Origin of the sequence: Streptomyces sp. NPDC046557 (assembly GCF_040645975.1) — a bacterium.
Classification (GTDB): Bacteria; Actinomycetota; Actinomycetes; order Streptomycetales; family Streptomycetaceae; genus Streptomyces.
Map to the genome: position 1 here is coordinate 137,322 of NZ_JBEYZH010000011.1, position 21,362 is coordinate 158,683.

The 21,362-nt window shown below is 70.6% G+C and carries 20 protein-coding genes and 1 riboswitch; of the genes, 5 read left to right on the top strand and 15 right to left on the bottom strand.

Annotated features, from left to right (window positions below; all coding sequences use genetic code 11):
• Positions 1 to 10: 10 nt before the first annotated feature.
• Complete coding sequence (locus ABZ934_RS20760; protein WP_361315147.1) at positions 11 to 967, bottom strand: EamA family transporter; 957 nt, start codon at positions 965 to 967, stop codon at positions 11 to 13.
• A 169-nt stretch (positions 968 to 1,136) separates the two neighbouring features.
• Here ABZ934_RS20760 and ABZ934_RS20765 point away from each other — a divergent pair, with 169 nt between their 5' ends.
• Positions 1,137 to 1,565 (top strand): SRPBCC family protein, encoded by a 429-nt coding sequence (locus ABZ934_RS20765; protein ID WP_361315150.1) that lies wholly within the window; start codon positions 1,137 to 1,139, stop codon positions 1,563 to 1,565.
• A gap of 113 nt (positions 1,566 to 1,678) precedes the next feature.
• Here ABZ934_RS20765 and ABZ934_RS20770 read toward each other — a convergent pair whose 3' ends face one another.
• Positions 1,679 to 2,299: a PadR family transcriptional regulator gene (locus tag ABZ934_RS20770; RefSeq protein WP_361315152.1), complete on the bottom strand. Its 621-nt coding sequence runs from the start codon at positions 2,297 to 2,299 to the stop codon at positions 1,679 to 1,681.
• A gap of 201 nt (positions 2,300 to 2,500) precedes the next feature.
• Here ABZ934_RS20770 and ABZ934_RS20775 point away from each other — a divergent pair, with 201 nt between their 5' ends.
• Positions 2,501 to 3,319 carry a PhzF family phenazine biosynthesis protein gene (locus ABZ934_RS20775; RefSeq protein ID WP_361315154.1) on the top strand — a complete coding sequence of 273 codons (819 nt, stop codon included), beginning with the start codon at positions 2,501 to 2,503 and terminating at the stop codon, positions 3,317 to 3,319.
• Positions 3,320 to 3,323: 4 nt separating this feature from the next.
• Here ABZ934_RS20775 and ABZ934_RS20780 read toward each other — a convergent pair whose 3' ends face one another.
• On the bottom strand, positions 3,324 to 4,121 hold the full coding sequence (locus ABZ934_RS20780) for a CPBP family intramembrane glutamic endopeptidase (protein WP_361315222.1): 798 nt from the start codon (positions 4,119 to 4,121) through the stop codon (positions 3,324 to 3,326).
• Between the two features lie 88 nt (positions 4,122 to 4,209).
• Complete coding sequence (locus tag ABZ934_RS20785) at positions 4,210 to 5,745, bottom strand: glutamate-cysteine ligase family protein (protein ID WP_361315157.1); 1,536 nt, start codon at positions 5,743 to 5,745, stop codon at positions 4,210 to 4,212.
• Positions 5,746 to 6,240: 495 nt separating this feature from the next.
• On the opposite strand from ABZ934_RS20785, the gene ABZ934_RS20790 reads away from it, so the two are divergent.
• Complete coding sequence (locus tag ABZ934_RS20790) at positions 6,241 to 6,861, top strand: hypothetical protein (RefSeq protein ID WP_361315159.1); 621 nt, start codon at positions 6,241 to 6,243, stop codon at positions 6,859 to 6,861.
• A gap of 284 nt (positions 6,862 to 7,145) precedes the next feature.
• Positions 7,146 to 7,334, top strand: coding sequence for a DUF5999 family protein (locus tag ABZ934_RS20795; RefSeq protein ID WP_361315160.1), 189 nt, complete (start codon positions 7,146 to 7,148; stop codon positions 7,332 to 7,334).
• An 84-nt stretch (positions 7,335 to 7,418) separates the two neighbouring features.
• On the opposite strand, the gene gcvP is transcribed toward ABZ934_RS20795, so the two are convergent.
• Positions 7,419 to 10,304 (bottom strand): aminomethyl-transferring glycine dehydrogenase, encoded by a 2,886-nt coding sequence (gcvP, locus tag ABZ934_RS20800; protein ID WP_361315162.1) that lies wholly within the window; start codon positions 10,302 to 10,304, stop codon positions 7,419 to 7,421.
• Between the two features lie 198 nt (positions 10,305 to 10,502).
• Positions 10,503 to 10,601, bottom strand: a riboswitch (glycine riboswitch).
• 118 nt (positions 10,602 to 10,719) lie between these two features.
• Between gcvP and ABZ934_RS20805 the strand changes: the two genes are divergently transcribed.
• Positions 10,720 to 11,106 carry a PRC-barrel domain-containing protein gene (locus ABZ934_RS20805; RefSeq protein ID WP_361315164.1) on the top strand — a complete coding sequence of 129 codons (387 nt, stop codon included), beginning with the start codon at positions 10,720 to 10,722 and terminating at the stop codon, positions 11,104 to 11,106.
• Here the strand turns inward: ABZ934_RS20805 and ABZ934_RS20810 are convergent.
• From ABZ934_RS20810 to ABZ934_RS20855, 10 genes are all read right to left on the bottom strand, one after another.
• On the bottom strand, positions 11,103 to 12,587 hold the full coding sequence (locus ABZ934_RS20810; RefSeq protein ID WP_361315167.1) for a DNA polymerase IV: 1,485 nt from the start codon (positions 12,585 to 12,587) through the stop codon (positions 11,103 to 11,105). The genes ABZ934_RS20805 and ABZ934_RS20810 overlap by 4 nt on opposite strands.
• A gap of 62 nt (positions 12,588 to 12,649) precedes the next feature.
• On the bottom strand, positions 12,650 to 13,267 hold the full coding sequence (locus ABZ934_RS20815; protein WP_361315224.1) for a MerR family transcriptional regulator: 618 nt from the start codon (positions 13,265 to 13,267) through the stop codon (positions 12,650 to 12,652).
• Between the two features lie 201 nt (positions 13,268 to 13,468).
• Entirely contained in the window at positions 13,469 to 13,942 is a 474-nt protein-coding gene (locus ABZ934_RS20820) for a bifunctional nuclease family protein (protein WP_007262890.1), read from the bottom strand.
• Between the two features lie 52 nt (positions 13,943 to 13,994).
• Positions 13,995 to 14,765: a MerR family transcriptional regulator gene (locus ABZ934_RS20825; protein WP_361315170.1), complete on the bottom strand. Its 771-nt coding sequence runs from the start codon at positions 14,763 to 14,765 to the stop codon at positions 13,995 to 13,997.
• A gap of 67 nt (positions 14,766 to 14,832) precedes the next feature.
• Positions 14,833 to 15,768 carry an FHA domain-containing protein gene (locus tag ABZ934_RS20830; RefSeq protein ID WP_361315227.1) on the bottom strand — a complete coding sequence of 312 codons (936 nt, stop codon included), beginning with the start codon at positions 15,766 to 15,768 and terminating at the stop codon, positions 14,833 to 14,835.
• A gap of 82 nt (positions 15,769 to 15,850) precedes the next feature.
• On the bottom strand, positions 15,851 to 16,672 hold the full coding sequence (locus ABZ934_RS20835) for a DUF881 domain-containing protein (RefSeq protein ID WP_361315176.1): 822 nt from the start codon (positions 16,670 to 16,672) through the stop codon (positions 15,851 to 15,853).
• A complete protein-coding gene (locus ABZ934_RS20840; RefSeq protein ID WP_030158423.1) occupies positions 16,669 to 17,001 on the bottom strand; it encodes a small basic family protein in 333 nt (110 codons plus the stop codon). The genes ABZ934_RS20835 and ABZ934_RS20840 overlap by 4 nt, the downstream gene beginning before the upstream one ends.
• Positions 16,998 to 17,903, bottom strand: coding sequence for a DUF881 domain-containing protein (locus tag ABZ934_RS20845; protein ID WP_361315179.1), 906 nt, complete (start codon positions 17,901 to 17,903; stop codon positions 16,998 to 17,000). Before ABZ934_RS20845 ends, ABZ934_RS20840 begins: the two co-directional genes overlap by 4 nt.
• Positions 17,904 to 18,008: 105 nt before the next feature.
• Positions 18,009 to 20,504, bottom strand: a complete 2,496-nt coding sequence (locus tag ABZ934_RS20850) for a mannose-1-phosphate guanyltransferase (RefSeq protein ID WP_361315181.1) — start codon at positions 20,502 to 20,504, stop codon at positions 18,009 to 18,011.
• Positions 20,505 to 20,603: 99 nt separating this feature from the next.
• Entirely contained in the window at positions 20,604 to 21,194 is a 591-nt protein-coding gene (locus tag ABZ934_RS20855; RefSeq protein ID WP_361315184.1) for a CDP-alcohol phosphatidyltransferase family protein, read from the bottom strand.
• Between the last annotated feature and the right edge of the window lie 168 nt (positions 21,195 to 21,362).

The window sequence follows — 21,362 nt, forward strand, 5'->3', positions numbered from 1 at the left end:
GATCGCCACCTTAGACATTCGTCGCCTCGCGGTCCAACGCGGCCGGCTCGGGGGCCGCCGGCGGTGTGGGGCGCGAGGACTGTGCGATGAAGGCCCCGCCCAGGACGAGCGTGCCGCCCAGCGTCTGCCAAGTGGAGAGGTGCTCACGCAGGAGCACCCAAGCGAGCACGGTCGCGACGACCGCCTCCAGGCAAGCCACGACGCCCGCAACCTGTGGCGACAGCTTGCGCACGGAGACGACCCCGGTGACATACGCGAACACGGTCGCGACCAGCACCACGAAGGCGAGCAGGATCGGCGCGGGTACGCTCATGTCGCCCATGACCGCGTCGCCGGCCAGCACCTGCCAGTCGATCCGCCACGGCCGCGCGATCACGGTCATGACCACGGTTCCGACGAGCATGCCGAACGCGATCACACCGAGCGGGTCCGGCACGTCGCCCTCGCCGCTGCCCTGGTCGGCGAAGACGAAGTAGCAGGCTTGGCAGCAGGCGGCGGCGAGGCCGAGCAGCACACCGAGCAGGTCCAGGCTGAGCCCGGCCCAGATTTCCACGACGCAGGCCAGTCCGGCGACGGCCACGGTCGCACCGGCCGCGGCGGCCCGGGTCACCGGCTTGCGCTGGACGAACCGGATGTACCCGAGGAGCAGGCACGGCCCCAGGTACTCCAGCAGCAGGGCGACACCGACCGGGATGCGCGAGAGGGAGGCGAAGTAGAAGGCCTGCACACCGGCGACGGCTACGAGTCCGAAGCCGGCCAGCAGGAGCGGTTTGCGCCGCACCAGGTCGCGGTGGCGCCAGGCCAGCGGGGACATCACCAGGGCCGCGCCGGCCACCCTGAGCCAGACCATGTGGAGCGGGTCCAGACCCGCCTCGATCAGCGGCTTCGCCGCGACCCCGGAACCGCCGAACGCACACGCCGAGACGAGGGCGAGGCCCAGTCCGGCGTTCTTCCCTGACGCTTGCATGGGGTCATCATGGCAGGGCCGGACAGGAGTATCACCCGGGTGACACCTGTTGAGACGGAGCCCGGGGCAGGGCCGGCGACCCCACTGCATCTGACAGGCCGTCAGTATTGAATGTTCCGGCCGCCGGGGCTACGTTCCGCGCACGTACCCGACGAGAAGGGGTGGTCGCATGGCCGAAGTCACCGCGGAATCACGCATCGAGGCGCCCGCCGCGAAGGTCTGGGCGCAGTTGACGGACTGGGACGCCTACGGCCGGTGGAGCATGACCCACACCGACTTCCCGAAGGGCGGCCCGACGAGCATCGCGCTCGGCTCCACCTTCACCGAGAACATGAAGATGATGGGTTTCCCGGCCGAGGTGCTGTGGACCGTCTCGGAGCTGGAGGACGAACGCCTCTTCGCCATCACCGGCAAGGGCCCGATGGGCGTGGCCGTCCTCACCCGCTACACCCTCGTCCCGGACGGCGGCGCCACCACCGTCCGCATCGACGGCGAGTTCACCGGGGCCGCCGTCTCGCTGATGGCGGGCAAGCTCAAGGACTCCGCGACCGCCGCCCTGAACGAGTCGCTGCGCAAGCTGTCTGCGCTGGTCGCCTGACCTCTCCGCTCACACGGCCCAGACGCCCGACCCCCGCGCACACACGTCGGCGCGCCCCCACGAGAGGACACATGGGGGCGCGCCGACGTGTGTGTGCGCAAGGTGCGGCCGACTCAGTGCTCGTCGGCGAGGATGAGGTAGAGCTTCTTGCGGGCGTCGTTGATGACCGCGAGGGCCTTCTCGCGCTGCTCGGGCGTGCCGGTCTTGAAGACCTGGCCGAACGCCTCCATCAAGCCGATCCCGGCCGTCCGGACCTCGTGCATCGCCTCGAAGTCGAAGCCCCGGCCCGCCTCGGCCCACGGGGCCGACGGGCCCGACTCGGCCTCGGCGCGCCCGGCGTCGGTGAGCGTGAACAGCTTCTTGCCGCCGTCGCTCTCACTGGTGATGAGGCCCTCGTCCTCAAGCAGCTGGAGGGTCGGGTAGACCGAGCCCGGGCTGGGCTTCCACGCCCCGCCGCTGCGCTCGACGATCTCCTGGATCATCTCGTAGCCGTGCATCGGCTGGTCGGCGAGCAGCGCCAGGATCGAGGCGCGCACATCGCCGCGCCGGGCGCGACCGCGCGGTCCGCCGCGTCCGCCGCGTCCACCGAAGGGGCCGCCGCCGAAGGGCGGTCCAAACGGGCCGAAGGCGGCGCGCCGCCCCTTGAACTCCTCCCGACGGTCCGGGCCGCAGTGCCCGTGACCCCGTCCGTGCTCGTGGCCGTGGTCATGTCCGTGCTGTCCGTGTGAACGCATCACTGCGCTCCTTTCGTCATGGGGATCTCGATGTCGATCGTCGCGATCGACCCTCGGACCCGACGTGCGGGCTCCGATATCTCTACTATCACCGACCACTCGCGATGCGTCAACGATATATCGGAAACAGTTCGCCGACAGGGCCAGTCACCCCGTATTGGCCTTGGCCGGCGATCAAGGGCCGGCCATACGGTCGAGGGCATGCGCATCCGAATCGTCGACGCCTTCACCGACCGCCCCTTCGGCGGCAACCCCGCCGGAGTGCTGCTCCTCGACGGCGGGTTCCCTCCGGACCACTGGCTCCGGCAGGTCGCGGCCGAGGTCAACCTCTCCGAGACCGCCTTCGCCCACCCCCTGCCGCCCGGCGGGGACGTCGACTGGGCGCTGCGCTGGTTCACCCCGGCCACCGAGGTCGACATGTGCGGCCACGCCACCCTCGCCACGGCCCACGTCCTCGCGACGAACGGCCTCGCGAACGGCCTGATCCGCTTCGCCACGCGCAGCGGTGTGCTGACGGCACTGGCCGAGGACGACGGCCGGATCACCATGGACTTCCCGACGTCCTCGCTCACCCCGGTCGAGACGCCCGCCGAGGTGGAGCGCGCCCTCGGCGCCGCCGCCCGGTCCGTGCACGACACGTCCCCCCACATCGGGGACCTGGTGGTCGAGCTGGCCGACGAACGGACCGTACGGGACCTCTCGCCCGACCACGCCGCCCTGCGCGCCTACGCCCGCCGCGGGGTGATCGTCACCGCGGCAGCCGAGGATCCCGCCCGCGGGTACGACTTCGTCTCCCGTGGCTTCTTCCCGGCCGTCGGGATCGCCGAGGACCCGGTCACCGGCAGCGCCCACACCGCGCTCGCCCCGTTCTGGGCCGCCCGCCTGGGCCGCACCGAACTCGTCGGCCGCCAGGGCGGGACGCGCACCGGACTCGTCACCGTCCGGCTCGCCGGTGACCGTACGCTCCTGACCGGCGACGCCGTCACGGTCCTGGACGGGGAGCTGCACACCCGCCCCTGACCCCTCAGGGCGTCGGCAGCCAGGAGACGTGGCCCGCCAGCAGCGCGTACCCGCCGAAGGCCACGATGTCGAGCAGCGCGTGGGCGACGACCAGCGGGGCCACCCGGCCCCAACGGCGGTAGGCCAGGACGAAGACGACGCCCATCACCACGTTGCCGAGGAAGCCGCCGACACCCTGGTACAGGTGGTAGGAGCCGCGCAGCACCGAGCTGGCCACCAGCGCCGCCGTCGGGGACCAGCCGAGCCCGTCCAGCCGCCGCAGCAGGTACGCCAGCACGATGACCTCCTCCACCACCGCGTTCTGCACGGCGGAGAGGATCAGCACCGGGAACTTCCACCACACGTCCGGCAGGGCCTCGGGCACCACCGTCAGGTTGAAACCGGCGGTCCGCGACGCCAGGTAGAACGCGAGCCCCGCGCTCCCGATCCCGGCGGCGACGAGCGCGCCGCGGGCCAGGTCCCAGCCGGGCCGGGTGCGGTCGAAGCCGAGCACCCGCAGACCCGGCGCGCCTTCGCGGGTCAGCAGGTGGGCGACGAGCAGCACGGGAACCAGTGCGGTCGCGATGCCGAACAGTTGCCAGGCCAGGTCCAGCCAGGGCCGCCCGGGAGCGTAGGAGCCGTTGAGGGTGGCGGCCTGGTGCCGGAGGCCGCCCGGCTTGGTGAGCGAGCCGATGAAACTGATCAGCGCGGAGACCGCGCTCGCGCCCAGGGAGAGCGCGAGCACCAGCAGCGTCTCGGTCCGCAGGTACCCGCGGCCGTCCTCCCGCCGGCCCTCGGCCGCCGGCTCCGGCTCCACCCGCACGTGCGACTCCCGTCCCGCCGTCCCGTTGTCCGCCACAATCCCCATACTGCCTCGTGGGCGGGGCCGCGGACGCACCGGACCCGGTGGGTCATCGGCCGACCGCCGCCGTGGCGTCCGCCTCCCGCTCCGGGAGCCCGACCGGCCAGGTGTGCACGGGGTCTCCCCGGTGCATCAGCTCGCTGTACCGCCGGGTCGTCGCGGCGAGCGCGGCGTCGCGCTCCAGGCCGCCCGCGAGCGCCTGGTGGTAGGTGTCGACCTGCCAGGTCGCGCCGTTCACCCGGCGCTTGCACCGCTCCTCGATGATCCCGAGGTACCGGTCCCGGTCGGCGGGGGCGATGCCCCAGGCGTCCAGGCCCGCCGCCGCCATGGGCAGCAGCTCGTCCAGCACCAGGCGCACCGCCGGCACGCTCGCCAGGCCCGGCCCCCGGCCCCGGCGCGGCCAGTGCAGCCGCGCGTCGATCCCGTACCGGCAGGCCGCGTCGAAGTTGGCCTCCGCCTCGGCGAAGGGCAGTCGGGTCCACACCGGACGCGGCTCGTCCGCGAGGGTCCGTACCAGGCCGTAGTAGAAGGCCGCGTTGGCGACGACGTCGACCACGGTCGGCCCTGCGGGCAGCACCCGGTTCTCGACCCGCAGGTGCGGCACCCCGTCGGCCACCCCGTACACGGGCCGGTTCCAGCGGTAGACCGTCCCGTTGTGCAGCACCAGCTCCTGAAGGCTCGGCACCCCGCCCTCGGCCAGCACCCGCAGGGGTTCCTCCTCGTCGCAGATCGGCAGCAGCGCGGGGAAGTAGCGGACGTTCTCCGCGAAGAGTTCGTACGCCGACTCCACCCACCTCTCCCCGAACCAGGTGCGCGGTCGCACGCCCTGCGCCTGGAGCTCCGGCGGACGGGTGTCGGTGGCCTGGGTGAACAGCGGCGGTCGCGACTCGCGCCATAGCTCCCGGCCGAACAGGAACGGGGAGTTGGCGCCGACGGCGATCTGTACGGCGGTCACGGCCTGCGCCGCGTTCCAGACGTCCGCGAACCGGCCCGGGGTCACCTGCAGGTGCAGTTGGACGGAGGTGCAAGCCGCTTCCGGCACGATCGAGCCGGTGGTCCAGGTGACCCGCTCGACCCCCTCGATGTCGAGGGTGAAGTCCTCGCCCCGCATCATCAGGATCTGTTCGTTGAGCAGCGAGTAGCGGTCCACCGCCGAGAGGTTGGCCGGCGCCAGGTCCGAGCGCGAGATCGTCGGCAGAATCCCGATCATCACCACGCCCGCGTCGATCTCCGCGGCCTGCCGGTGGGCGTAGTGCAGTCCCGCGCTCAGTTCCTCGGCGAGCTGGTCGAAAACGCGGCCCTCCAGCCGGTGCGGAAGGACGTTGACCTCCAGGTTGAACATTCCGAGCTCCGTCTGGAAATCGGGGCTCGCTATACGTTCCAGGACCTGGGCATTCACCATTTTCGGCAACCCGTCGGCACCCGCGAGATTCAATTCGATCTCCAGCCCCATCATGTTCTTGGGGCGATCGAACCTCTGCTCTGCCAGAAGTCGCTCCAGACCCTCCAGGCACTCCCGCAGCTTCCTCCGGTACCGCTGCCGATCGGACAGGTCGAATCCGCCTGCCACGACCTTCTCCCCCATCGAGGTGTCCCTCCCTCAAGTGGCCCGGCCCACAGCACCCGGGCGCGCGTTACGGTCGATGATGCCCAGGCCGCGAGATCGCTAACGCCGAGGGGGCGTGCGTGGCGGGGAGCGCGCGCCGGTTTGGCGCGAAGGGCGCTTCGGCACATTCACCCGGCAAGTCCACCCCCGCAAATTCCGCGTCGACTTTGCCCATTCCGGATAACCGGTGCTATCCAGCCGAGCCCCCGTCCGGTAACCTCCGAGGTCAGCGCTGCATGTTCGTCTGGAACCGGCATGTACGTCAGGTCAGCGGGACCGGTAAACGCCTTGTCGACAATAGCCGGGACAGCTAGCCGAAACATTGCGTGAACACATGTCGTATAAACTCCGCAAACGAGGCAGAGAGTTGGCGCGCGGCCATTGCCCCACAGCCCACCTCTGACCCCAGAATGCGACAGCGCCGTCAGCACCTTCTCCCGTAGCACCGGTCTCCCAAGTGAGAGGCGACCCACCATGCCGCTGCATGTCCCTCCGGCTCCCGCGCCCGCCCTGCGCAGCGTCCTCGCGGCACTCGGTTCCCCCACCGCCGTCAACGAGGCACACACCCCTTCCCTGCGCGCCCTCCACGGGCCGGTCACCGCCGAACTCCCGCTCCCGGTCCACGTGCTCGACCGGTTGCACGCCTCGGGGCCGACACCCGGTGGCAGGCCGCCCCGTACGCGGCTGACGGGCTGGCGGTTCCTGATCCGCAGCGGCGACCGGTTCGTCGCGGCCGCCGACACCCGCCTCACGGCGGACGGCTGGGCCTTCTCGCACTTCTTCGAGGGCCCCTACGTCGCCGCGACGGAACGCGCGCTGCGCCAGGCGGAGTCGCTCGGCCAGGGCTACCAGCCGCGGCTGCTGTCCGTACCGGAGCTGTACATGCTGACGCTGTGGCTGCACGGGGCCGTCAACGCGGACGCCTCGGCCGGTCTGCCCGCCGCCGCCGACCTGCTGGTGCCCCTGGCCCCCGCGCCGCCCGGGATCGCCGCCTACCGGCCGCACACCGTGTCCGAACTGCTGCCCGTACTGACCCGCCGACTCAGGCGTACGGCGCCGCCCACACCGCCGCCGGTGGTCGCTCCGGCGGCCTGACCTGCACGGCTCCGCCGGTATGGCCCGAGTGGCCCATGCGGCGTAGCCCGCTTGGGCCGGCGGGAACCACCCCGATCGGCAGGGGAGTTGGCTGAACCGCCCGCACGAGTGATGCGTCATCAATCTATGAGGACAGCTGCCGGGAAATCCCTGCGAAGCGGCCCTCATGGGGGAAGACTGACGACACGCTCCCCGCCTGCGCGGGGAGGAGACACAGGGGGACGGCCATGAACCACGCATCGAGCCGTAGCACGCAGACCACACCGCAGCGAAAGAACGCATCCATGTGCCAGCACCAGCCTGCCTGCCCGTCATCAGACTCCGCCGACCGGGAGGCCGCGCGCCCGGTGGCCAACCACCCGGAACAGGGCTGGAGCCTGCTGTGCAACGGCGTCCTGCTCTTCGAGGACACCGGTGAGCTGCTGCCGGACGGCCAGATCATCGCCCCGCACCGCCCGCTCGCGGTCGCGTAGGCGGCGCGAACACGACAAAGGCCGGTCCCGGAGCACGCGCTCCGGGACCGGCCCCTTGTGATGTCATCCGACCACGGAGTCGGCTCAGACGTCGTACTCGTCCAGCGGCGGGCAGGAGCACACCAGGTTCCGGTCGCCGAAGGCCCCGTCGATCCGGCGCACCGGAGGCCAGTACTTCTCGGCGGCGGTGACCCCGCCCGGGAAGACGGCCTCGTCACGGCTGTACGGGTGGTTCCACTCGCCGCCCAGCGCCGCCGCGGTGTGCGGGGAGTTGGCCAGCGGGTTGTCGTCCACCGGCCACTCGCCGCCCGCGACCCGCTCGATCTCGCCGCGGATGGCGATCATCGCGTCGCAGAACCGGTCGATCTCGGCGAGGTCCTCGGACTCCGTCGGCTCGATCATCAGCGTGCCGGCCACCGGGAAGGACATCGTCGGCGCGTGGAAGCCGTAGTCGATCAGGCGCTTGGCGATGTCGTCCACGCTCACGCCCGTCGCCTTCGACAGCGGACGCAGGTCGATGATGCACTCGTGCGCGACCAGGTTGCCCGGGCCCGTGTAGAGCACCGGGTAGTGCGGCTCCAGGCGCTTGGCGATGTAGTTCGCGCCGAGCACCGCCACCTGGGTGGCGCGCTTGAGACCCTCGCCGCCCATCAGGCGGACGTAGGACCAGGAGATCGGCAGGATGCCCGCCGAACCCCAGGGCGCCGCCGAGATGGGACCGACGCCCGTCTCGGGGCCGGCGGTCGGCTGGAGCGGGTGGTTGGGCAGGTACGGGGCGAGGTGCGCCCGGACACCGACCGGGCCGACGCCCGGACCGCCGCCGCCGTGCGGGATGCAGAAGGTCTTGTGCAGGTTCAGGTGCGAGACGTCGCCGCCGAAGTGGCCGGGCTTGGCCAGACCCACCAGGGCGTTGAGGTTGGCGCCGTCCACGTAGACCTGGCCGCCCGCCTCGTGCACCTGGGCGCAGATGTCGGCGACGTGCTCCTCGAACACACCGTGCGTCGAGGGGTAGGTGATCATCAGGACGGCGAGTTCCTCGCGGTACTGCTCGATCTTGGCGCGCAGGTCGTCCGCGTCCACCTCGCCGTCGTCGGCGGTCTTGACGACGACGACCTTCATGCCGGCCATCACGGCGCTGGCGGCGTTCGTGCCGTGCGCGGAGGACGGGATGAGACAGATGGTGCGCTGGTCGTCACCGTTCGCGCGGTGGTAGGCGCGGACGGCCAGCAGGCCGGCGAGCTCGCCCTGGGAACCGGCATTCGGCTGGATCGAGACCTTGTCGTAGCCGGTGACCTCGCAGAGACGTTCCTCCAGCTCGGTGATGAGAGTGAGGTAGCCCTCCGCCTGCTCCACCGGGGCGAACGGGTGCACCTGGCCGAACTCGGGCCAGGTGACCGGCTCCATCTCGGTGGTCGCGTTGAGCTTCATGGTGCAGGAACCCAGCGGGATCATGCCGCGGTCCAGCGCGTAGTCCTTGTCCGCGAGCTTGCGCAGGTAGCGCAGCATCGCGGTCTCGCTGCGGTGCTGGTGGAACACCGGGTGGGTCAGGTAGGCGTCCGAGCGCAGCAGGCCCTCGGGCAGCGTGTCCTCGGTGGTGGCGTCGAGGGCCTCGATGTCCGCGGTGACGCCGAAGGCGCCCCAGACGGCCTCGATGTCGGCGCGCAGCGTCGTCTCGTCGCAGGAGACGGAGACGAGGTCGTCGTCCACCCGGTAGAGGTTGACCCCGGCCTCGCGGGCGGCGGCCACGACCTCGGCGGCACGCCCGGGAACCCGGGTGGTGACGGTGTCGAAGTAGGCGCCGTGCACGACCTCCACCCCGCCGGCCGTCAGGCCCGCGGCGAGCAGGGCGGCGTAGCGGTGGGTGCGGCGGGCGATCGTGCGCAGGCCGTCCGGACCGTGGTAGACGGCGTACATTCCGGCCATGACGGCGAGCAGCACCTGCGCGGTGCAGATGTTGCTGGTGGCCTTCTCGCGGCGGATGTGCTGCTCACGCGTCTGCAGCGCGAGGCGGTACGCCTTGTTGCCGTCCGCGTCGACGGAGACGCCGACCAGGCGGCCGGGCAGCGAACGGGCGTGCTTGGACTGGACGGCCATGTAGCCGGCGTGCGGTCCGCCGAAGCCCATCGGGACACCGAAGCGCTGCGTGGTGCCTACGGCGATGTCGGCGCCCAGCTCGCCCGGGGAGGTCAGCAGGGTCAGCGCGAGCAGGTCGGCGGAGACGGTGACGATGGCGCCGAGCTCGTGCGCCCGGTCGATGACCGGCTTGATCTCCCGCACGGCGCCGGAAGCGCCGGGGTACTGGAGCAGCACGCCGAAGACACCGCGCTCGGCGATCTCGGCCGGGATGCCCTCGGACAGGTCCGCGACGACGACCTCGACCCCGATCGGCTCGGCGCGGGTCTCGATCACGGCGATGGTCTGGGGCAGCGCGTCGGCGTCGATCAGGAAGACGCCGCCCTTGACCTTGCCGACGCGGCGGGCCAGGGACATGGCCTCGGCCGCCGCGGTGCCCTCGTCGAGCAGGGAGGCGCCGGAGGTCGGCAGACCGGTCAGGTCGGCGACGACGGTCTGGAAGTTGAGCAGCGCCTCAAGCCGGCCCTGCGAGATCTCCGGCTGGTACGGGGTGTAGGCCGTGTACCAGGCCGGGTTCTCCATGACGTTGCGCAGGATCACCGGCGGCGTGAAGGTGCCGTAGTAGCCGAGGCCGATCATGGAGGTGAGGACCTGGTTGCGGTCGGCGAGCGACCGCAGCTCGGCCAGCACCTCGGCCTCGGTCCGCGCCTCGGGCAGGTTCAGCGCGGCGGCGGTCTTGATCACATCCGGTACCGCGGCGGCGGTCAGTTCGTCAAGGGAGCCGTAGCCCACCTGGGCGAGCATCTTGGCCTGCGCCTCGGCATCCGGGCCGATGTGGCGCTGCTCGAAGGGGATGCCTCGCTCCAGCTGAGAGAGCGGAATGCGGTTGGCGGTCATGTACGGAGGCCTCCTGGTCGTACGACCTGCGAGGGGCACCACGGCGCGGGCACCCGGACGGCCTCCCCCTCTGTCATCTCAACCTGAGAGCTTCACCGGAGTCGCGGCAACGGGCCCACGAGATCCGGCTTTCACCGTCGGTGAGGAGGGGAACCGGCACTGCGCGCCCGGTACCCGCCCCTGCTTTCCAGAGTGGCCTCGTCACGTGCGGTACGTATGCCTGAGAGATTCCGGGGAGGATTTGCTCCTTCGGCGCCTCCGTCATGCTCACTCGGAGGACTCTCCCGCACAGGGTCAACAGCCGTCACCCAGCCTACCAGCGAGGATCTGGAAGCTCCCTCGAGTGGCCCCCTGTGCGGATATGCCCTTCTGTAGTCATTACGGAGGAGTTGCGACCACTTGGAGGGACCGGACCGTGCAGACCGACATCGATCCCCGCAGTCTCATCGGCCGCAAGGCGTTCGACCGCAATGGCGTGAAGATCGGCACCGTGGACGAGGTCTACCTCGACGATGCCACCGGCGTACCGGAATGGGCGGCCGTCCGGACCGGCCTGTTCAGTCGGGACGCCTTCGTCCCGCTGGAACCCAGTGAGGTGGTCGACGACACCCTCCGGGTGCCCTTCGAACGCTCCCTGATCAAGGACGCCCCGGACTTCGGCGTCGGCCGCCACCTCTCCCCGGAACAGGAACTCCAGCTCTACCACCACTACGGGTTGGACGTGACGCTCCCCGCGGACTTCCACCGCCCCCCGCCCGCACAACAGCCCCGGGACTTCGGCAGCCTGGCCGGCGAAGGCTAGGGGGTGTCCGAGACCGGGGGCGGCTCCTCCTCCCCCACGAGCGGCAGCGGATCGGACGGCTCCAGCTCGGGGTCGTCCAGCCGGAAGGTCCGTACGCGCCCGGGCGCCGATCCGGGCCGTTCGAAGCGCACGGTCACCCGGCCCACCCCGCTGCCCTGGACCCAGCCCGGGCCGTAGACCGCGTGCCGGACGTCACTGCCGGCCGGCCAACGGCGCCCGGCGGCCGGCTCGGGCCCCCGCGCACCCCCGGTGGCCGGTACGAGTGCCACGGCCGGACCGGCCTCCCCACCCGGCTCCCGCCACCCGTCCGGCCCATCGGCCTCCCCTGTCCCCGCCGCGCCCCTCCCGCCCCTCCCCGTTGCGCCACCCTCCGCCGCGCCGGAGTCAGGGCCCTCACCCGTCGCCGGCGCGTCGGCCTGCGCGAACAGGTCCTCCTGCGTGTAGTCCGCGAGCCCGGTCACCCCGACGCCCAGCAGCCGCACCCCGCCCGTGGTGTCCACAGACTCCAGCAGCCGGGCGGCCGCCTCCCGCACCACCACCGGGTCGTCGGTCGGGCCGCGCAGCGTCTCCGAGCGGGTCAGCGTCGAGAAGTCGTAGCGGCGCACCTTCAGCACGATGGTGCGTCCGGAGTGTCCCGAGCCGCGCAGCCGCCCCACGCAGCGGTCGGCGAGCCGCTGCACCTCGTACCGGATCCGCACCCGGTCGTGCAGGTCCACGTCGAAGGTGTCCTCCACGGACACGGACTTCGCGTCCCGCTCGGCGACCACCGGTCGGTCGTCCAGGCCCAGCGCCATCCGGTACAGCCCCGCGCCGTGCGCCCGGCCCACCATGCGCACCAGCTCGTCCTCACCCGCCTCGGCCAGGTCCCCCACCGTGGTGATCCCTGCCCGCCGCAGGTGCTCCCCGGTGGCCGGTCCCACGCCCGGCAGGGTGCGTACCGACATCGGCGCGAGCAGTTCGCGCTCCGTCCCCGGCTCGATCACCAGCAGCCCGGCCGGTTTGGCCTCCTCCGAGGCGATCTTGGCCAGCATCTTCGACCCGGCCAGGCCCACCGAGCCGCTGAGCCCGGTGGCGGCCATGATGTCGGCGCGCAGATGCTCCCCCGTGGCCCGGGCCGTCGCCGAGTCGAAGGCGACCCCGCCCGCCTCCAGGTCCACGAACGCCTCGTCGAGGCTGAGCGGCTCCACCAACGGTGACAGGCCCCGCAGCAACGCCATGACGGTGTCGCTGACCTCCCGGTACAGGGTGAAGCGCGGGATCAGGTAGGCGCCGTTCGGGCACAGCCGCCTGGCCTGCGCCGTCGGCATCGCCGAATGCACCCCGAAGCGCCTGGCCTCGTAGGAGGCGGTGGCGACGACCCCGCGGGGTCCCAGGCCCCCGACGATGACCGGCTTTCCGCGCAGGCTCGGCTTCGACGCCTGCTCCACGGCGGCGTAGAAGGCGTCCATGTCCAGGTGGAGGATGGTCGGCGCGGATCTCACGGCTCCGATGCTCCCCTACGCCACTGACAACGCCGCCCCGGGCCCCGGCGGCGCGCGGCGCGTCAGACGGCCCGGTTGCGGCGCGCGGCCAGTTCGTCCCTCGGGTTGTGTCCCAGCAGCGTCTCGCCGGTGTCCACGCGTTCCCCGTGCAGTTGCGACAGGGCGTTCTCCACGTCGCGCCAGACCACGCCCACCGCGATGCCGAAGACGCCCTGACCGCCTTGGAGCAGGCTCACGACCTGGTCCGGCGAGGTGCACTCGTACACGGTGGCGCCGTCGCTCATCAGCGTCATGCGCTCCAGGTCCGCGAAACCCCGGTCGCGCAGGTGCTGCACCGTGGTGCGGATGTTCTGCAGCGCCACCCCGGTGTCCAGGAAGCGCTTCACGATCTTGAGGACCACCACGTCGCGGAAGCTGTAGAGCCGCTGCGTGCCCGAGCCGTAGGCGGGACGCACGCTCGGCTCCACCAGACCCGTCCGCGCCCAGTAGTCCAGCTGCCGGTAGGTGATGCCGGCGGCGGCACACGCCGTCGGCCCCCGGTAGCCCACCTGCTCGGGCGCCGGTCCCTCGCCACCCGGTGCGGCCGGCGCCGGTTCCGGTTGACGGCGCGCACCGCCCGCCGCACCGCCGTGCAGCGGGTACGGGCCACCGTCACTCCGTGCGGGGATGCCCCCGGTCATGCCGTCGCCCGTGATGCTCACGCCGACCCTCCGTCCTTGACCTGCCCCCTCGAAGGTAGGCAGTCACCAGGGGTGCGTCAACGATCGCCACACTCGGCACGCCGAGTGATAATCACCCTGAGAGTGGTTTCCCGTGCCCCTTATCGGGGAAAGGCTAACCGAATGGGCCGAATGTCCCTGGTGAGGCGGCTTGTCCGCCCCTCACTGCGGGCCGGTGCCGAAGTCCTCGGGCGAGATCTGGTCGAGGAACTCGCGGAACTTCTCCACCTCGTCCTCCTGCTCGTCCGGAATGGCGATGCCGGCGTCGTCCAGCACGCCGTCACTGCCGTAGATCGGCGTCCCCGTCCGCAGGGCCAGCGCTATGGCGTCGGAAGGCCGAGCGCTCACCTCGACCCCGCTCGCGAAGACGAGCTCCGCGTAGAAGACTCCCTCCCGCAGATCCGTGATCCGGACCTCGGTGAGCTCCTCGCCGACCGCCTCCAGCACGTCCTTGAACAGGTCGTGCGTCAGCGGCCGCGCGGGGGCCATCCCCTGCTGCGCGAAGGCAATGGCGGTCGCCTCCCCAGGACCGATCCAGATGGGGAGGTACCGATCGCCTCCCACTTCACGCAGGAGCACGATCGGTTGGTTCGAGGGCATTTCCACCCGGACACCCACAACGTCGAGCTCGTTCACACAGCAACCCTAGGACGTGCCCGACCGGTTTGGGTAGTCGGGCTGTTTCCGGTCAACGCAGACGGACTCCGAGAGCGGTCTGCACGAGGGCCTCGTGCAGCCGTACGGAGAGTCCCGCCAGCTCTTTCATGGTGGCCTCGGCATGGGCCCTGGTCTGCGGGTTGCGGTGCCGGCGCAAGGGGGAGACGACCTGCTCCACCAGTCCGGCCTCGCGGTCCGCCGCCGCCTTCATCGCGCGCAGGTGCCTGGGCTCCAGTCCGAAACGGCCGAGATCGGCGATCAGCCGGGCCACGGTGACCGCCTCGGCCTCGAACCCGCCGTCCGGCGCCTCGCCCAGCAGGCCGTACGACTCCCACTCGGCCAGTTGCCCTTCGTCCACCTCCGCGGCGGCGAGCAGCTCCGCCCGACCCACCCGGGCCGCCGTCGGCCGCTCCCGGCCGACTTCGCCGTAGACGGCCGCCGGGCCGGTGGAGGGCGCGCCCTCCGGGTCACGGGGCGCCGTGGGGGCCGGGATACGGATCTGCTCACCGCGGTCGAGCGCGTCGAGCTGCTCCCGGATGACCTTCAGCGGCAGGTAGTGGTCGCGCTGGAGGCGCAGGATCCGGCCCAGCCGCTCGACGTCGTCGGCGCTGAACTTGCGGTATCCGGAGGGTGTGCGTCTGGGCTCCACCAGACCCTCCGCCTCCAGGAAGCGGATCTTCGAGATCGTGACGTCGGGGAACTCGTCGCGCAGCGTGGTCAGCACCGTGCCGATGCTCACCAGGCGCCCGGCGGTCCCGGCGGTGCCGTTCTTCGCGGCACCGCCGGTCGGGGTACGCAGCATGGGACCTTCCCTGTTGGGTCCCCTGGGGGCACCCTCCGACGGTGGGCCGGAGGGTGTCCGGGGGAGGTCAGATGCCTCGCAGGCTCGCGTAGAAGACCAGCCGGTACTTGCCGATCTGCACCTCGTCGCCGTTGTGCAGGGCGACCGAGTCGATCGGCTCACGGTTGACGTACGTGCCGTTGAGACTGCCCACGTCGGAGACGGTGAACCCGCCCTCCTGGCTCCTGCGGAACTCGACGTGCCGCCGCGAGACGGTGACGTCGTCCAGGAAGATGTCGCTCTGCGGGTGCCGGCCCGCCGTGGTCAGTTCGCCGTCCAACAGGAAGCGGCTGCCGGAGTTGGGGCCGCGCCGCACGATGAGCAGCGCGGAACCCGGAGGCAGGGCTTCCACCGCGGCCTGGGCCTCGGGGGAAAGCGAGGACGACACGTGCCCCGCCGCCTCGGCCTCGTAAGCCTCCAGGCCCGAGATCGAGATGGTGGACGTGGTCTCCGAGGCACGCTCCGGCGTCAGACCCGCCCGCAGCGGCGCCCCGCAGTTGGAGCAGAACCGGCTCGCCGCATCGCTGCGGTGCCCGCACCTGCTGCAAACCTGCTCGGCCGACATGGACGGCTCCTCGCGCCGCGGCTGCCCCGCGGAGGCATTGGTGGCATACGGGTCGGAGGCAAACCCTCCACCCGCACTTGAGGTTGATGGGTCACCGAAACCTATGCGTCCGGAACCGGCAGGGTCAACAGCCGACGCGCCCGAAGCGCCCGGAATGTCACCTCCGCCCGCGACCTCGTCCCGGAAGAGGGGCCGGTCGCCCTGCGCTTCCGCGTCGCCATGCCCCGCGCGGTGCCGTGCACCGCTTTCCTCGCGGTTCTTCTTGCCGAACAACTTCTCAAACAACTTCACGGGCGATTCCCCTTGACCGAAACAGACCCGCCCGTGGGGCAGGACGAACTCCGCATGCACACACCTGCCGACCCGGACATTCTCACAACGTCCGTAACCACCAGACAGTTTCCACCACGCACCGCGACTTCGACGCGTCGACCCCCCGCAGGCATCCGCCCACGTGAGCCGCTCCACATCCCGCCACGCTTCACGACGATGACGACCGAGCGTAGTCAGGCTGCTTCGCAGCCCGCAAGGCGTCCACAATGATCTTCGCCGACCGTGTGACGGCGACCGTGGCCTGCTCCTTCTCCAGCGTCTGCACCACACCACCGGGGATGTTGAGCGCGGGCTCCAAGTCCTGGGGTTTGCCGATCACCCTGAACTCGTAGGGCTGTGTGATCTTCTTACCGTCGATCCCGACCCCACCGCCCTCCTCCGAGAAGAACGAGCTCGCCACGACCCGCACGCCGTTGATCTGGATCGCCTCGGCGCCGGCCGCCCGCAGCTCCTGGAGGGTGTCCAGCAGCTGGTCGGACTGCACCTGGCCCTTGGGGTCGGTGATCCGCAGCGTGATGCCCGGGCCCTGTGCGGCCACCGTACCGGCCAAGATGCCCAGTTGGCGCTCCTTCTCCACGGTCTGCTTGCGCGCCTCCTCCGCCTGGTTGGAGCTGCTCTCCAGCTCCTTGCGCTGGTCCTGCAGCTTCTGCTTCTCGTCCTCCAGCCGCTTGGTACGCCCGTCCAGCTCGTCGAGGATCCGTACGAGGTCCTCCTGGCGGGCTCCGCGCAGCGGGGCACTGGCGTCGCTGTTGGACCGGACCTGGATGGCCAGGCCCAGTCCCAGCACGAACAGCAGCAGCGCGACGACCAGTTGCGCCCGGCTCAGCCGCGGCGGCCACAGACCGGCGGCCAGCCTCCGGCGGCCGCTCGGCTCCGGGGCCCCGGCCGCTGCCGGCGTCCCTTCTACAAGAGGCTTCTCCGGAACGTTCGGTTCCTCGGGAGGGGTGTCATTCGTATTCATCGGCCTCACGCCCGGAACACATGCCGGCGGATGGCCGCCGCGTTGGAGAAGATGCGGATGCCGAGCACGACGACCACACCGGTCGACAGCTGAGAGCCGACGCCCAGCTTGTCCCCGAGGAAGACGATCAGCGCGGCCACCACCACGTTCGACAGGAACGACACCACGAACACCTTGTCCACGAAGATGCCGTCCAGCATCGCGCGCAGACCGCCGAAGACCGCGTCCAGCGCCGCCACCACGGCGATCGGCAGATAAGGCTCCACCACGGCCGGCACTTCGGGCCGGACCAGAAGTCCGACCACCACTCCGGCCACGAGGCCCAGTACCGCGATCACGATGCACCCTTCTTCGGCTGTTCTGCTGTGGCTGTACGTACGGTCAGGCTCGACGCGGCCTGGAGCCGGAGGTCCTCCACCGAGGACAGGGCGGAGCGGATCCCGTAGCTTTCCTGGAGGACGTGCAGGTACTGGCCGCCCTCCGAGTCCTGGAACCGGGTGCCCAGCCGCTTGGGGTCGCCGACGGCGAGGACCTCGTAGGGGGGCACCAGCGGCCGGTTGTCGACCAGTATCGCGTCACCGGCGGCCCGGATCGCGGACAGCGCCGTCAGCCGCTGCCCGTTGATCGAGATCGCCTCGGCCCCCGACTGCCACAATCCGTTGACGACCTTCTGCATGTCACGGTCCCGCAGCCGCCCGGTGTCAGAGAACCCCTTGCTCTCGCGCGGGCCGCCGCCACCGCCCGACGAGGAGCCCTTGGCGTCGTCCACCACCAGCTTCACCCCGGGCCCTCGCACGTCGGTGGCGCCGGACAGCAGGGCCACGAGACCGCCCTGGTCCCCGCCGACCTGCTTGAGCGCGGCCTGCTGGCGATCGGCGACCTCGGTGCGCAACCGCTCGATGTCACCCTCCAGCCCGTCCGCGTGGGCGTTGGCCCGGTCCACGCGGTCGATGAGCTCCTGACGCTCCTTGGCGAGCACCGGCGCCGCCACCCTCGCCTGGGCGGCACCCAGGGTGACCACCATCGCCGCGAGCACGAGCCCGCCCGCGAGCGCCAGCTTGGCCTTGAGCGTGCGCGGAAGCCCGGCGGTGCCCTCCGCCTCGCGCCGCGCCGATGCCTCCGCGTAGCCCTCGTCCAGGCTGTGGTCCATCACGTGCGTCAGCAGCGACATGGAAGCGTCCGGGCGCGCGGCCCGTGTGACCGAACTCCGGTTGTGGTGCGGCTGCGACATGCCGCTCATCGTCGCATGATGGCCCCGCCGACACCGAATGCGCCGTCCGGCGGCCGGACAGGGAGACATCCCGCCCGGCCGCCGGACGGCGCTCCCGCCCGCCGCGGCACGCCGTCAGTGTTCGCCGGCGTCCACCACCGCGGCCCACTCGTCCAGCAGCGCCTGCGCGGACGCGTCGTCGGGACCCTCGGCCCACAGGTGCGTGACGGCCTCCGCCGGGTCCGGCAGCACCAGCGCCCACCGCCCGTCGGCCTCGACCACGCGCACCCCGTCCGTCGTGTCCACCTGCCGGTCGCCGGCCGCCTCCACGACCCGCCGCATGACGAGCCCCTTCACCGCCCACGGCGTCGGCACGTCCCGCTTGAGCACGTGCGCCCGCGGGATGCGGGCGTCGATCTGGCTCAGCGTGAGCTGGGTGCGCGCCACCAGCCCGATCAGCTGCACGAACGCCGCCGAGCCGTCGAACACACTGCTGAACTCGGGAACGATGAATCCACCGCGGCCGTCACCACCGAAGATGGTGCTTTCCGCCCGGCCCACCCGGGTCAGGTCGTCCGGAGAGGTCGTCGTCCATTCCACCTGGGTGCCGTGGTACGCCGCCACCTGCTCGGCGACACGGGTGGTGGTCACGGGCAGCGCCACCTTGCCGCTGCGCTTCTCCGCGGCGACGAGGTCGAGCAGCACCAGCAGCGCCCGGTCGTCCTCGATGATCCGCCCGCGCTCGTCCACCAGCGAGATCCGCTCGCCCACCGGGTCGAAACGCACGCCGAAGGCCGCCCGCGAGGAGGCCACGATCTCGCCCAGCCGCACCAGGCCCGCGCGCCGGGATTCCCTGGTCTCCGTCGGGCGGGTTTCGTCGAGCCCCGGATTGACGGTCAGGGCGTCCACCCCGAGGCGGCCCAGCAAACTGGGCAGGACGAGGCCGGCGCTGCCGTTGGAGGCGTCCACGACCACCTTCAGCCCGGAGTCGGCGACCCCGGTGATGTCCACGCGCCGGAGCAGCGAACCCGTGTAGGCGTCGAAGACGCTGCCCGGGAACTGCAGGTCGCCGATCTCGCCGGGGAACGCGCGCCGGTACTCCTGGCGGGCGTACACGCGGTCCAGCTTGCGCTGCTGCTGGAGGGAGAGGTCGGCGCCGCGCTCGTCGAGGAACATGATGTCCACCGAGTCCGGCACCCCGGGCGAGGTGCGCAGCACGATGCCGCCGGCGCTGCCTCTCGCGGTCTGCTGCCGCGCGACGGGCAGCGGTACGTTCTCCAGGTCCCGCACGTTGATCGCGCTGGCCTGGAGCGCCGAGATCACCGCCCGCTTGAGCGCTCGCGCGCCACGGGAGTGGTCACGGGCCGTGGTGACCGTGGCGCCCTTCTTCAGGGTCGTCGCGTAGGCACCGGCCAGCCGCACCACCAGCTCGGGGGTGATCTCGACGTTCAGGATGCCGGTGACGCCCCGGGCGCCGAACAGATGGGCCTGACCGCGCGACTCCCAGATGACGGAGGTGTTGACGAAGGCACCGGCCTCGATCGTCTTGAAGGGGTAGACGCGTACGTTCCCCTGGACGATCGATTCCTCACCGACGAGGCACTCGTCGCCGATGACGGCGCCGTCCTCGATCCGGGCGGACCGCATGATGTCGGTGTTCTTGCCGATCACGCAGCCGCGCAGGTTGCTGTGGGGACCGATGTACACGTTGTCGTGCACCACGGCCTTGTGGAGGAAGGCCCCGCTCTTGACGACGACGTTCGATCCGACGACCGTGTGCTCGCGGATCTCGACGCCGGCCTCGACCTTGGCGTAGTCACCGATGTACAGCGGCCCGCGCAGCACGGCGTCGGGGCTCACCTCGGCGCCTTCGGCGATCCACACGCCGGGCGAGATCTCGAAGCCGTCCATGTCGACCTGGACCTTGCCTTCGAGCACGTCGGCCTGGGCCTTGACGTAGCTCTCGTGCGTGCCGACGTCCTCCCAGTAGCCCTCGGCGACGTAGCCGTAGATCGGCCGGCCTTCCTTCATCAGCTGGGGGAAGACATCACCGGACCAGTCGACCGAAACGTCCGCGTCGACATAGTCGAAGATTTCCGGCTCCATCACGTAGATGCCGGTGTTGATGGTGTCCGAGAAGACCTGGCCCCACGTCGGCTTCTCCAGGAAGCGCTCGACCTTGCCCTCCTCGTCCACGATGGTGATACCGAATTCCAGCGGATTCGGTACCCGAGTCAGACAGACCGTGACGAGGCCGCCCTTCTCCTTGTGGAAGCGGATCAGATCGGTGAGGTCGAAGTCGGTGAGCGCGTCGCCGGAGATGACGAGGAAGGTGTCGTCCTTCAATGCGTCTTCGGCGTTCTTGACGCTGCCGGCGGTCCCGAGTGGCTTCTCCTCGTTGGCATAGGTGAGCTCCATCCCGAGCTCCTCGCCGTCACCGAAGTAGTTCTTGACGAGCGACGCCAGGAACTGAACAGTCACAACGGTCTCATTCAGCCCATGCCGCTTGAGCAGCCTGAGTACGTGCTCCATGATCGGCCGGTTGGCCACCGGCAGGAGCGGCTTGGGCATGCTCGAGGTCATGGGGCGAAGACGTGTGCCTTCGCCACCGGCCATCACGACGGCCTTCATGTCGGAAGAGTCCTCCTTGAGAGATGACGGTCAAGCCGACCTCACCCGTCTCGGACGGTGACTCCGCAACTCCTCCGCGTGTACCGGCGTCGAGCAAGCTCAATCGGCCGTGGCATCCGCCTTGACCAGCCGGCGGACTTGGACCACGTAAAGGATTCCTGCCCACCAATAGAGGGTTGTACCCCATCCGGCGAACGCCCATCCGAAAACTGACGCCATCCAGGCCAACGAACCGTCGCCGTCACTCAGCAACAGCAAGGGGAACGCGTACATCAGGTTGAAGGTCGCGGCCTTGCCGAGGAAGTTGACCTGCGGCGGCGGATAGCCGTGCCGGCGCAGGATCCACACCATGACCAGCAGCATCAGCTCACGGGCGATCAGCGCCGCGGTGAGCCAGAGTGGCAGAATCCCGCGCCAGGTGAGGCCGAAGAGAGTCGTCAGGATGTATAGGCGGTCGGCGGCCGGGTCCAGCAGCCGACCGAGGTTGCTGATCTGATTCCAGCGCCGCGCGAGTTTCCCGTCGAGGTAATCGCTGATCCCGCTGAGCATGAGGACGAGAAGTGCCCATCCGTCGTGCTTCGCCAGGATGAGCCAGAGGAACAAGGGCACGCCGACGAGGCGAGCCATGCTCAGGATGTTCGGAATGGTGAAAATTCGGTCGGTCTGAACCCGAGTCTCCTGGACCTCCACCCGGGGGCCTCCACTGTGACGGTAGAACTAGTCGAACGATGCACACTGACCCTACAGGAGACCCGAGGGGCCCTGAACGCAGAAAAGCCCCGCACCGAACCCGGTAAAGGGCTGGTGCGGGGCTTCCGCAATGATTGTTCGGCGGCGTCCTACTCTCCCACAGGGTCC

Coding starts and splice junctions, on each gene's coding strand:
- ABZ934_RS20845 (WP_361315179.1), bottom strand. CDS start 17,903: ATGAGCGGCATGTCGCAGCCGCACCACAACCGGAGTTCGGTCACACGG.
- ABZ934_RS20765 (WP_361315150.1), top strand. CDS start 1,137: ATGGCCGAAGTCACCGCGGAATCACGCATCGAGGCGCCCGCCGCGAAG.
- ABZ934_RS20795 (WP_361315160.1), top strand. CDS start 7,146: ATGTGCCAGCACCAGCCTGCCTGCCCGTCATCAGACTCCGCCGACCGG.
- ABZ934_RS20850 (WP_361315181.1), bottom strand. CDS start 20,504: ATGAAGGCCGTCGTGATGGCCGGTGGCGAAGGCACACGTCTTCGCCCC.
- ABZ934_RS20790 (WP_361315159.1), top strand. CDS start 6,241: ATGCCGCTGCATGTCCCTCCGGCTCCCGCGCCCGCCCTGCGCAGCGTC.
- ABZ934_RS20785 (WP_361315157.1), bottom strand. CDS start 5,745: ATGGGGGAGAAGGTCGTGGCAGGCGGATTCGACCTGTCCGATCGGCAG.
- ABZ934_RS20815 (WP_361315224.1), bottom strand. CDS start 13,267: ATGACCGGGGGCATCCCCGCACGGAGTGACGGTGGCCCGTACCCGCTG.
- ABZ934_RS20760 (WP_361315147.1), bottom strand. CDS start 967: ATGCAAGCGTCAGGGAAGAACGCCGGACTGGGCCTCGCCCTCGTCTCG.
- gcvP (WP_361315162.1), bottom strand. CDS start 10,304: ATGACCGCCAACCGCATTCCGCTCTCTCAGCTGGAGCGAGGCATCCCC.
- ABZ934_RS20770 (WP_361315152.1), bottom strand. CDS start 2,299: ATGCGTTCACACGGACAGCACGGACATGACCACGGCCACGAGCACGGA.
- ABZ934_RS20825 (WP_361315170.1), bottom strand. CDS start 14,765: ATGCTGCGTACCCCGACCGGCGGTGCCGCGAAGAACGGCACCGCCGGG.
- ABZ934_RS20775 (WP_361315154.1), top strand. CDS start 2,501: ATGCGCATCCGAATCGTCGACGCCTTCACCGACCGCCCCTTCGGCGGC.